12 protein-coding genes are annotated in these 11,147 nt (G+C 54.3%); 7 read left to right on the plus strand and 5 right to left on the minus strand.

Features of this window, described 5'->3' with window-relative positions; translation table 11 throughout:
* Both R0135_RS16345 and R0135_RS16350 read left to right on the plus strand, forming a co-directional pair.
* On the plus strand, nt 1-813 hold the full coding sequence (locus tag R0135_RS16345) for an OmpA family protein (RefSeq protein WP_407347970.1): 813 nt from the start codon (nt 1-3) through the stop codon (nt 811-813).
* The gene (locus tag R0135_RS16350) at nt 806-991 is read left to right on the plus strand and encodes a hypothetical protein (protein ID WP_407347971.1); all 186 of its coding nucleotides are present in this window, start codon (nt 806-808) and stop codon (nt 989-991) included. The genes R0135_RS16345 and R0135_RS16350 overlap by 8 nt, the downstream gene beginning before the upstream one ends.
* Here R0135_RS16350 and R0135_RS16355 read toward each other — a convergent pair.
* From R0135_RS16355 to pomA, 3 genes are read right to left on the minus strand one after another with little or no spacing between them, the layout of a single operon-like run.
* Nucleotides 988-1,587, minus strand: a complete 600-nt coding sequence (locus tag R0135_RS16355; RefSeq protein WP_407347972.1) for a PilZ domain-containing protein — start codon at nt 1,585-1,587, stop codon at nt 988-990. The genes R0135_RS16350 and R0135_RS16355 overlap by 4 nt on opposite strands.
* Before the next feature lie 4 nt (nt 1,588-1,591).
* Nucleotides 1,592-2,491, minus strand: a complete 900-nt coding sequence (locus tag R0135_RS16360; protein ID WP_407347973.1) for a flagellar motor protein MotB — start codon at nt 2,489-2,491, stop codon at nt 1,592-1,594.
* Nucleotides 2,492-2,496: 5 nt separating this feature from the next.
* On the minus strand, nt 2,497-3,252 hold the full coding sequence (gene pomA / locus R0135_RS16365; RefSeq protein WP_407347974.1) for a flagellar motor protein PomA: 756 nt from the start codon (nt 3,250-3,252) through the stop codon (nt 2,497-2,499).
* Nucleotides 3,253-3,397: 145 nt separating this feature from the next.
* Here pomA and R0135_RS16370 point away from each other — a divergent pair, with 145 nt between their 5' ends.
* From R0135_RS16370 to R0135_RS16380, 3 genes are all read left to right on the plus strand, one after another.
* The gene (locus R0135_RS16370) at nt 3,398-4,528 is read left to right on the plus strand and encodes a flagellar hook-length control protein FliK (protein ID WP_407347975.1); all 1,131 of its coding nucleotides are present in this window, start codon (nt 3,398-3,400) and stop codon (nt 4,526-4,528) included.
* Nucleotides 4,525-4,815 (plus strand): EscU/YscU/HrcU family type III secretion system export apparatus switch protein, encoded by a 291-nt coding sequence (locus tag R0135_RS16375; protein WP_407347976.1) that lies wholly within the window; start codon nt 4,525-4,527, stop codon nt 4,813-4,815. The genes R0135_RS16370 and R0135_RS16375 overlap by 4 nt, the downstream gene beginning before the upstream one ends.
* A 79-nt stretch (nt 4,816-4,894) precedes the next feature.
* On the plus strand, nt 4,895-6,406 hold the full coding sequence (locus tag R0135_RS16380; protein ID WP_407347977.1) for a diguanylate cyclase: 1,512 nt from the start codon (nt 4,895-4,897) through the stop codon (nt 6,404-6,406).
* Nucleotides 6,407-6,750: 344 nt separating this feature from the next.
* Here R0135_RS16380 and R0135_RS16385 read toward each other — a convergent pair whose 3' ends face one another.
* Nucleotides 6,751-7,221 (minus strand): Dps family protein, encoded by a 471-nt coding sequence (locus R0135_RS16385; protein ID WP_407347978.1) that lies wholly within the window; start codon nt 7,219-7,221, stop codon nt 6,751-6,753.
* Between the two features lie 99 nt (nt 7,222-7,320).
* On the opposite strand from R0135_RS16385, the gene R0135_RS16390 reads away from it, so the two are divergent.
* Nucleotides 7,321-8,613: an NADH:flavin oxidoreductase/NADH oxidase family protein gene (locus R0135_RS16390; protein WP_407347979.1), complete on the plus strand. Its 1,293-nt coding sequence runs from the start codon at nt 7,321-7,323 to the stop codon at nt 8,611-8,613.
* Between the two features lie 46 nt (nt 8,614-8,659).
* Here R0135_RS16390 and R0135_RS16395 read toward each other — a convergent pair whose 3' ends face one another.
* Complete coding sequence (locus tag R0135_RS16395) at nt 8,660-9,844, minus strand: endonuclease/exonuclease/phosphatase family protein (RefSeq protein WP_407347980.1); 1,185 nt, start codon at nt 9,842-9,844, stop codon at nt 8,660-8,662.
* Between the two features lie 169 nt (nt 9,845-10,013).
* Between R0135_RS16395 and R0135_RS16400 the strand changes: the two genes are divergently transcribed.
* Nucleotides 10,014-11,147, plus strand: coding sequence for an AI-2E family transporter (locus tag R0135_RS16400; protein WP_407347981.1), 1,134 nt, complete (start codon nt 10,014-10,016; stop codon nt 11,145-11,147).

The following is an 11,147-nucleotide window of genomic DNA, read 5'->3' on the forward strand; positions in this document are numbered from 1 at the left end:
ATGAGTCGACGCAAACCGCCAGAGAGTGTCGATAGCCACGATCGCTGGCTGGTTTCCTATGCCGACTTCATTACGCTCCTGTTTGCTTTTTTTGTGGTGATGTACTCCACGTCGGCCGTTAACGTCGGTGACTTTCGCGTGTTGTCTGATTCTATTGTTCAGGCCTTTGGTCTTCCTGGCGTGTCCTATGATCCCAGTCGTCCCGATGGCGATGGTTCGCAGTCATCCCGGCTGGGTATACCTCAGGCGGCTGTTGCAGATGCGGCTTCGAGAGTGCCTTTGCTCTCCGCCGCCAATACAGAGTTACCGGAAGCGGACCTGGGTGACATCTCCGCTGAAAAAGAAATAACCGGCGTGGAAGCAGCCTTGCAAACTTCGATAGGTGATCTTATAGCGCCGGATCGATTCGCGGTAACGGGCAATGATAAGTGGCTGGAGATCAAGATTCCGGCGCGGATGTTGTTCCCCTCGGGTTCACGGTCTCTTTTGGCCAGCTCGATTCCTATGCTGCAGCGCTTGGCTGACACGCTTAAGGCATTACCCAATGAGGTTGTGGTGCAGGGGCACACAGACAACCAGCCCATTCGTAATGGCCTGTTTCCCTCAAATTGGGAGTTATCTACGGCGCGCTCTGCAGCGATTGCCCGAATATTTGAAGAGGAGGGGGTCGATCCAGCGAAGCTCAGTGCGGTGGGCTTCGGTCCTAACCGGCCTATTGCTGATAACACCAGCGAAGAGGGTCGCGCAGAGAACCGTAGAGTGGTGGTGCTGGTCCGCAGTGTGCTCTTGAGTCAGGTAGTGGGCGATGGCTGATCCCGCGGGTCCCGGGCCTGTGACCGGTGTATCCGGTACGCCGCCGCTGCGCAGGGTGCGGCGCAGCGGTGAGCGCAAGACGCGCAGAAAGCAGGATCGAGAAGCACAGCATTCAGAGAAAGAAACTGCCAAGGATCCCCGGGGACGTAAAGGACGTTTCCTGGACGAACGCTGCTAGCGATCGTTCTCTGCTGTTGGAGTGTCGGAGAGTAGAGCCCCCTGTTTCTGTACAACATGCTGGATCAACTGTTCCTGAGCCAGCATGTCGTCATCGAAGTCCACACGAATCCAGTAGGGCATGATGGCTGAGTCCAGGCGCTGTTCGCTGCTGACTACGGTTCCGGCAATCGACAAGGTAACCTGTGATGGTTTGAGAATTATGCTCAACTGCAGTCGGGTACCGGGTGCCAGCTCCTGACGTCCCTCAAAGGCTATTCCGCAGCCACTGAGATTGACCATACTGTTGTCGTAAGAGTGCACGCTCGCTTCTTCGTAATCCAGTGACTGGGCGGCAACTACCGAAATTTTACGGTTGAGTAAGCCTAATGTTTGCGCCACCAGTGGGTGGTCGCGCCAAACCGCGTTGATGCTTTTGTTAAGTTCGCGGTCCAACTCAGCCAGTAGCGAGCCGGTGCTTATCTCAAGTCCGCCCGTGTCTTCCGTAGGTTGCTCTCCGGCAGGCGCCTCGGGAATTATTTCATAACGCAGTAAGACCACGTCATTGATTCGGTAGTACTTTCGCCTTTCGACGCTGTCAATATGTGGGTCGCTCATAACTCTATTCTATTCCCAGTATGTCCAGGGCGTCTGGGTTTATCTCACGTATGTTGTCTAGCTCGGTGTTCTCGGCGTCATCAATACCCTGGCGAATAACGATCTCTACGCGGCGGTTGGATGCTCGACCCTCAACTGTGTCATTAAAGGTAAATGGTCGTGTATCAGCAAAACCGACGACCATCATACGATCGTCTTTGAGAAGGCCCTCCCGGAGTAATTCATGGGTTACTGACAGAGCCCGGCTTGATGATAATCCCCAGTTGGACTCGTAGCGGCCTCCACGCAAGGGCGTGCTATCGGTATGCCCTTCGATGGATATGGTGCCGGGAATTTCGACGAGCGCATCGCGAATACGTGCCATCACCGGCACAAAGTCTGTGTTCAGTGTCGCTGAGCCTGATGGAAAGGAGCCCTGCTCGCGAATACGTACGGTGATGGTGCGGCCATCAGACTCGACGTCAACTTTGCCGGTTTGCGTCTCGTCTTCAAGCATGTCTTTGAGTTTTTCGGCGTCTGCTTCTGTTTCCGCCAGTAGCGCAGTGATTTTTTCCTGTAAAAGTTCCTCTGCTTCGGCGTCGTCCAATTCGCCATCACCGACCCTCAATGAAGGGTCCGTTGTCTGGTCAGTAATCTGCTGTATGGTTTCGATGGGTGTGTCGCTGGTCTGGCCTGGACTGAACTCTGTCGCCACGACACTGGTGCCTTTTGGAATGTCTTCTAGCTCAAATTCGTTTTGTACACCGAAGGCCATTTTCATGGAGCCGGCGATTTGCTTGAACTTTTCTACGTCCATCTCGGCAAAGGACAGCAGCAGCACAAAAAAGCACATCAGGAGAGACATTAGATCGGCGAATGTTGCCATCCATGCCGGTGATCCTGCGGGGCCGTCCTCTTCAACCATAAGCGCTACTCCTCACTCCCGCGCTTATCAGGCTCGAGGTAGGCTTTAAGCATAGACTCAATAATCCGGGGGTTTTGCCCTTCCTGAATAGCCAGGACGCCATCGATACACATTGACCTGACGCGTAACTCATCGGCTTTGCGCAGCGTGAGTTTGTCCGCGATGGGCATCGCAATCATGTTCGCAAGCATTGCACCGTAGAGTGTGGTCAGTAGCGCTACTGCCATGGCAGGACCAATAGATTTGGGATCCGACATGTTTGAGAGCATTTGCACAAGACCGATCAGTGTCCCGATCATCCCCATAGCGGGCGCTACGTCGGCGGTGGCGCTGAATACCTTGGCCCCCCAGCTGTGTCGCTCAATGGTCTGCTGCATGTCCTTGCTTAATACTGTGCTGACCACTTCACGGCTGTTGCCATCGATGAGCATTTTGACCCCTTCATCGAGAAAGTCGTTATCGATGTCCTGGTTTTCCAGAGCGAGCATGCCCTCTTTGCGAGCAATGTTAGCCAGCTCAACGATCTTTTCGATGAGTTCTTCGGGGTCTGAGACCTTATTAATAAAGGCGGTGCCGGCAACTTTGAATGCGCCAAAGAACTGACCCATAGAGAATTTGATCATCACCACCATTACCGTGCCGCCTAGCACAATGAGGATCGAAGGGACGTTGATAAATACTATCGCTGAGCCGCCAGTAAGGATGGCTGCCAGGACGATACCAATCGCCCCAACCATACCAAGCAGTGTCGCCAGATCCATTGCAGTCCTCAGTAAAGATCGTTGTAAATGTTGCCGCTAAAGTATACACAGGCTGTCTATAGTTAGCGGCACTGTAGCAGTAATCTGAAGCGCAAATTGATAAAAGTGCGCGTGGTGAATCGAAGCGTACGCTCGCAGTACAGAGGTGGTTTTGGAAGAATTGCAACTGGCATTGACATCAGCCCGTGTTGATCAGCGCAACTTCGGTTTGTGGATCAATAACTGGCAGATTGGTCAGACCTTGAATGCACTGGTAAGCAATCAGCTGCCTACCGGAGAGTTGGTGCTGCGTGTCGGCGGTCAACAAATCACGGCGACGGCAGATATTCCCATTCAGCAGGGTGCACGGCTGAAGCTCGAAGTGACCCAGTTGGATCCGGTTCCGACACTTCGAGTTCTTAACCCAGTGGCCAGCCCCGCGGCGGCAAACGTCGGAGGCACGCTTCAGCTGCTTCCTGGGAACTCCTCGGGTATTGCCAGCTCACCACTTGCCAATGTCGTGCAGGCATTGCAAACGAGCCAGTTAGCGGCGGCGCTGCCGCCTTTGGTCGCGGAGTCGGTGGGGCAACTGCTAAAGCAAGTGAGCCGTCCGGGGCAGCTGTCCCAGGCCGAAGGATTGGCTGCTGCTGTTCGTGAATCCGGGGTCTTTCTCGAAAGTGGCCTGCAGGCCTCGGCAAAAGGACGTCCTGCGGTGCTGGAGGGGGATTTTAAGGCGGGGCTGTTTCGGGCCCTTGCCCGAGTCGAAGCAGCTCTTGCTCGCATAGAGGCCCTGGGGCTGCCTGGGTCAGATGCAGAAGCGTTGCTTGAGATGAAGCGCGAGCTTGAGTCTGGCCTCGGTCGGATCACGCTCCATCAGCTGAACTCGCAGCCCAGCGATGCCCAGGCGCCCAGACACTGGCAATTAGAGATACCGCTGCAGTTGGCCGGTTCTCTGGACAGTCTGCGCATGGAAATTGACAGGGAGCCTGCCGGTGGCGACTCCAACACCCAAAGCAGCCCCGAAGATGATGTGTGGCGAGTGAAACTGCAGCTGGAGCCGAAAGCATTAGGCGCCGTAGAGATATCCATGCAGCTTCAGGGCGATGCGCTCGCCCTGAGGTTTGCGGCAGCGAGCGATGGTGTCAGACATCTGATTGACGCGGGACTGCCCATGCTGGTGCGCGCTTTGGAAAGTCACGGTATTACCCTCACAAGCAGTCCCGCCGCCGAGCTCGTTCCCCAGAAATCCAGGGAAGAAGATGTGCGCTCTGGTGCTACGGTGGACGTGCGAGCATGAGTGACACAGATAAACGTTCGTCCCGGCCGGTGACTCAGTCTGCGGCGCTGTCTTATAGTGGCGAAGGTGCCCCTGTTCTCGTGGCGAAAGGCGAAAACGCCATTGCTGATCGTATTGTTGAGCTTGCTGCCGAAAACGGTGTGCCTATTGTGCAGGATGGGCAGCTTACTGAGCTTCTTTGTCAGATACCCCTGGGTGACGAGGTTCCCCCCGCCCTATATGTCGCGGTTGCGGAAGTTCTGGCCTATGTTTACCGCCTCAATGAGCAATTAGACCGTCGCGTTTAAGCATCTTCAGTAGTATCGCCTCGCGCGCAGTGCTGTTGTATGCTACGTCGCGTTATCTCACCGGTATACAACGACGGCAATGGACAAAGTTAAAGCGCTTGAACAACTGGCTATTCGCCTCTCACACATGGCTGATGGTGTGGACGAGGAGGTCGATGCTCTTCTTGTGTCTATCCGCAAGCAGTTAAAAGACGGCGGTGATACTGGCAAGATCGAGAACCTTTCGGGACGCCTGGCCCGAACCATGATGGCTAACACTGGCGTTAATCCCGACAAAGGTCGGACCGTCGAGGGTGGCTATGACCTGTCCGGCCTGCGCAAACTGATCAAGACCATGCCTGTGCGCGGCGACGAACAGGAGCGCATGGGAACTCTGGTTCAGCAGGTCGCATCGGGTACCACTTCGATGGCGCGTCAAAAGGCCCTTGTTGATTTACTGGGCTCTGCTGCCGAGGCTCTTCGGGAAGTGGCGACACGCGACAAGACCGACAGTGGCGTGCTCGGCTGGCTGGGCAAGAAGTCCGGCGGCGATGGGGCGGATGATCGGTATGTCGCTTTGTTTGTCCAGCTTCTGCAGCGGCTTGTGGAGCATATTGATGTTCTCAATGGCAATGCGATTCGCAGCCATGCGATCAAGGATTCCCTTGAGCAAGCGGTGCATCCAGAGCAAGCACAAAAGCTCCTTGCCGAGGTTACCGACGAAATTGAGACCATCGACGCGCGCATTCGCGCGGAGAGAAACCAAACGACGGACTTTCTCGGCGATCTGCGCGAACGTCTTGATGGCTTTGAGGAGGTACTGAATTTTCTTGCCGATGACGGAGATAGTTCTCTTAAGCGGTCAGAAGAATTACAAAGTAGTGTCGGCGAAGACACTCGAGAAATGGGTGAGGCGGCAAAGTCCGATGATATTGTTAAGGTCCGCAGTGTTATCGCGACTGGCCTGACCAAGCTGACTCAGCGCCTTGCCGAGCATGTTGTGTCCGAGCGCGAACAACACGAACATTCCAAGGCAAAGGTAGCCGAGCTCAATGAGAGACTTGCGCACCTTGAAGACGAAGCAGATATTCTGCGCAGTGAAATTCGCAACAAAAATGATCTGGCGCTAAAAGACGCACTCACCGGTGTCTACAATCGCGCGGGCTACGATGAGCGAACGCATGAACTTTTTGCTCGGTGGCAACGCTCTGGTGCTTCGCTTTCTATCGTGTTTGTCGACTGCAACAAGTTCAAAGAAATCAACGATACCTATGGACACACCGCAGGCGATCTTGTGCTTGTGAAGGTGGCGGATGTATTGCAGATGAGAGCCAGGGCGAGCGATATTGTCTGTCGCTACGGTGGTGATGAGTTTGTCATTTTGCTGCCTGATACCCATGTGCAAGGCGCTGAAGTTTTTGCACGCAGCGTTTGTGATGAGGTGCTTAACGCGGGCTTCAATGACAATGGTAAGCCTCTGGATGTGTCTATCTCCTGTGGAGTCACCGAGTTGGTTGTCGGTGACACACTGGAAAGTGCCGTTGGTCGCGCCGATGAAGCGATGTACCAGGCCAAGAAAATGGACGGTATAAAAGTCTGCGTGGTCAAATAGACACGCAATAGGCCTGTCGCGCCGGGCTTGGGTGTGCATTCCTCCAGCCCCGTGCAAAAAAATGGCCGCTATTCTCGGCAGCTAAGTTACCTCTGCTATAAACACTTGAGCCCACACACACAAATTAAATGTCTGTGACGTCTGGCCTGCTCAGAGTTAATCTATTATAATTTACTAATATACCGCGTAGTGCTTACGCTGGTTCCAGTCTTCGGTCCGTAAGCGTTTGCTTACGGTTGGCCTCTTGGCTTCGTGCCAAGGGGCTTTTTTATAGTTGCTGCCTGTGCAGTCGAGGATGAGCGTCGGACTCGACGCTCATTGGCTCTGACTTTTGATTGTCCGGCTTATGCCGCTAGCGCTCGCAGCATCCATGCTGTCTTCTCATGCACACGCATGCGGTCTGAGACCAGAGCGGCGGAGGACTCATCGTCCGCGCCCTGAGCTTTCAGCAAAACCTCTCTGCAAGTTTTGACGATTTGCTCGTGTCCCTGGGTCAGAATACGAATCATTTCTGAGGCAGGCGGCACGCCATCAACCTCATCAATGTTGGAAAGTTCGGCAAAGGCCTTGTAAGTTCCTGGAGCAACCACATCCAGAGTTCGAATCCGTTCCGCGATCTCATCAACCGCGATTGCAAGTTCGTTATAGTGCTCCTCGAACATTAGATGCAGTTCGCGAAATTGTGGGCCGGTAACGTTCCAGTGAAAGTTATGCGTCTGCAGATACAAAGTGTAGGAGTCTGCCAGCAAAACCTTTAGGCCTCCCGCAATACTCAGTCGATCTGCTTCATTGATACCGATATCTATGCTGCTCATAGCGTTCCCTTTTCTGATGATGGTGCTTTCATTTCATGTCCCTTCAGCTCTTTGATATGGTGGCGTCCTGCTCAATTTCAAGCTAAGGAAGCCAACACTGTGACAAGCCTCAAAAACCCACTCACGCTGCCCTGTGGAGCGGTTGTTCCCAACCGCCTCGTAAAGGCAGCAATGACCGAAGGACTTGCCAGCATCGGTGGAGTGCCTACAAGCGCTCTGGAGCGCCTTTATGGGATTTGGTCTGAAGGTGGGGCGGGGGTACTGATCACCGGCAACGTGGTTGTTGATGCCTATCATCTGGAGCGTCCGGGCAACGTCGTGGTTGATCGAGTTCCGGATGCAGTCATGAAGGATGCGCTGGCAAGCTGGGCCTCTGCCGCCACTGCAGCAGGTAATCATGCATGGGTTCAGATCAGTCATGCCGGACGGCAAACATTAAAAACGGTGAACCCACACCCCAAGGCGCCCTCGGCGGTAAAGTTGGGTTTACCTGGTGGGCAATTTGGAGAGCCTGTGGCGCTCACCAGTGAGGAAATCTCAGAGCTGGTGCAACGCTTTGCGATTGCCGCAAAAGCGATGAAAGACGCAGGCTTTACCGGCGTGCAGATTCACGGTGCTCACGGGTATTTGATCTCACAGTTCTTAAGTCCAAGAACTAATCAGCGCGATGATCGCTATGGCGGCGAGCTTGAGAATCGCGCGCGTTTTCTGCTTGAGATTGTCGATGCCACGCGGGAAGCTGTGGGGCCAGAGTTTCCAGTGGCCGTAAAGTTAAACAGTGCGGATTTTCAAAAAGGCGGATTCGACTTTGATGACAGTCTGCGCGTCGCCAAGTGGCTCGAGGAGCATAGCGTTGATGTTATCGAGATTTCAGGTGGTACTTACGAACAACCCAAGTTGCTGGGTATGGAAGGCTTGGAGCCCGAGGAACAGCAGCACGTTGCCGCGTCCACCTTACGCCGCGAAGCCTATTTTGTGGATTTCGCTCTAGCTATGCAAAAGCAGGTATCTATTCCGCTGATGGTCACCGGTGGTTTTCGATCCCGAGCTGCAATGGAGCAGGCTCTGGAGGAAGGCGGAGCATCGCTCATAGGCTTGGGGCGTCCGCTGTGTGTACAGACAGATGGACCGGCGCGGTTGCTTGCTGGGGCTGAGTCATTGCCCCGCTATGAAAATGAACTGGCGTTGTTGCCATCCTGGCTTGGCTTTCTTAAGGGTATAAGCCTTATCCGCACCCTGAGTACTTTCGCAACCACGTACTGGTTTTATGCGCAGTTGGACTCGCTGGGACAACGCGGTGAAGTTATAGCTGACCTGTCAGTGTTTAAGGCTGCAATACAGGTTACCAAGCAGCAGTCCTCGTTTCTCAAAGCGAGGGAGAAGCAAGGCTAGTCACCATACGATTCAGCTGAGGTGTTGCCGTCAGGGCGGTATCTAGCTAATCAATGAGTTCCAGGTCCATCCATACCAAGCGATGATCAGAGGATGATCCGCGTTTGTTGACCAGACGCCGGAGAGGGTCGTCGGGAGCAGGCCAGAACACCCCCGCATCGATCACTCTCCATCCCGCCTTACTGGGTATGACGTAGTCAGCGCGCATACCCCAGCTTGCTGTATGGGTGGGGCCAAAGGTACTGTCGGCGCGGTTCGCTCTGCCTCCGTCGCTGCTGGGCAGTAGACCCCGGCGAACTTTCGCGTGACCCAATAGTGCTGTGATTCCTTCGCGCCGCGCATCGCCTTCTTCCATGGAGGCATTCAGATCGCCGACTACCACAAAGCGATTGTCTTGCAGTCCACCTGATCCGCCCTTGTCATCATAGATGTAGGCCGCTTGGTCCCCTCCCTCTATGTAGTCTGTCCAAAAGCGGATTTCATCGTGATTTCGCCTGCCGTTACGATCTTCGGGGCCATCAAATACCGGTGGCGTTGGATGACTGGCCAGTACGTGTAGAGACTTTCCATTGATGCGCACGGGAATGTCCCAATGGGATTTGGAGGATAGTCGCAGCTGCTCCTGAATCTCGTTGCTGTACCATAGCTCGCCATCCGCGCCCCGCATATCCGCCATGAGATTGCCGGGCATGTCTTTCCATTTGAACAGCTGAAAGCTGCGAATTGCTTCAAAGTCGATGGGGTAACGACTGAAAAGAAGCATGCCGTATTGCCCCGGGTACAGACCAAAGCCAAATGCGTCGTTGCCTGTGCCTGAGGCCTTACCGTCACGGTCCAGGTCCATACCTGAATCAACGCCGGTGTTAACGGGACCCTGGTAGAAATAGGGGTAGTCGATAGCTGTCGTTCCGGCTCGAGACTGTTGGAGGTAGCGTTCCAGGAAAGGCTTTACTCCCCGGGCTGGATCCGCGTGGTAGTCAAACTCATTGAGCAGCAATATATCGGGCCGCACGCGCTGGATGATCTCGGCGATATTACTGATCTGGGGGTGATCGCTATTGCTAAGCGCGGCCGGTAGCTCATGGCCACTGGGGGTGACACCTTTGCCCACGTAATTGCCGCCTTCCATGCTTACGTTAAAAGTCGCTACGCGAATCACACGCCCCTCGCTATGCGCTCCCACAGGCATTAGCAGCGCAACAAATACAAGGGTAATGCAAAGGCGGGACATTTGGGCTCCATCATGAATGGCGGGGCTGCTTCCTCAAAAATACGGCGGTCACGTTAGCACGCCCTTGTAAATTTCACCCGTGGTTTTCTCAGCGTGGGTCGCGGTGTTCGCGTAGAATAGCGGGCAAAATTATCTCACGCGCCTAGTGGTTTCTCGGAGTCGAAGTTCCATGAGTGTCGATATTAATGCAGCAAAGAAATTCCTGTCTCGCGACTTTATGGACTTTTGTATCAGGCTGGGCCTGATCGTAGTCGTTGTAGTCGCCTGTGAGCGTATATTCGCTCCGTTCCTGCCGATCATGCTTTGGGGCGTTATTTTGGCTGTTTCTCTTTATCCGTTGTTTTTATCGCTGTGTCGGCGCACAGGCTTTAGCCCCGGCCATACAGCGACGCTAATGGTGGTATTGGGCATATTGCTACTGGGTGTGCCTACGGTCATGTTGGGCAGTTCTTTCGCAACCCACATTTTTGATGTCGTGGGTAATTTTGATGTCAGTGCGGCCACGGTCAGCGCTCCGGACGCTTCGGTGAAGGACTGGCCTGTCGTTGGAGAAAGAGTCTTTGACGCCTGGTCTTTTGCGCATACGGACTTGCCAGGCTTTGTTGAAAGTCTGCAGCCCCAGTTAGGTAATTTTAGTAAGAGCGCGTTAAAGGCAGCGGCGAGCACTGCGGGTACTTTGTTGTTTTTCTTCGGGGCACTCATTATTGCGGGGGTCATGATGGCCTATGGCGAGTCCGGGACTGCAGCTATGGGGCGTATTTTTAGGCGAATGGTTGGCGAGCAAAAAGGCTCCGTCATGCACACGATTACCACTCTGACCGTGCGATCCGTGGCAACCGGTGTAGTGGGTGTTGCGTTTATTCAGGCACTGTTACTGGGTGTTGGATTTATGATGGCAGGTATTCCTGCGGCTGGACTACTGGCGCTTGTGGTACTGGTGATCGGTATTCTTCAGCTTCCGGCGCTGTTAGTGTCGCTTCCCGCGATTGCTTTCGTATGGGGTATGGGTGATGGCGGCACTGTGGTTAACGTCGCGCTCACTGTGTACTTTGTGGTTGCCGGAATTGCCGATAACGTTCTAAAACCGATGCTCTTGGGTCGTGGTGTGAGCGTTCCCATGCCTGTTGTGCTTTTGGGCGCCTTGGGAGGAATGATGGGAGCCGGGATTGTGGGGCTCTTTGTTGGGGCGGTAATACTGAGTGTGGGCTACGAGTTGTTTATGGGCTGGGTGGATGAGGATGCTCTTACGGCGGCAATGTCAGAAGGTGATGCAGCAGGCACCTCTCAAGGCGCAGCGGACTGA

The sequence above is a fragment of the Congregibacter variabilis genome, assembly GCF_045689235.1.
GTDB lineage: Bacteria > Pseudomonadota > Gammaproteobacteria > Pseudomonadales > Halieaceae > Congregibacter > Congregibacter variabilis.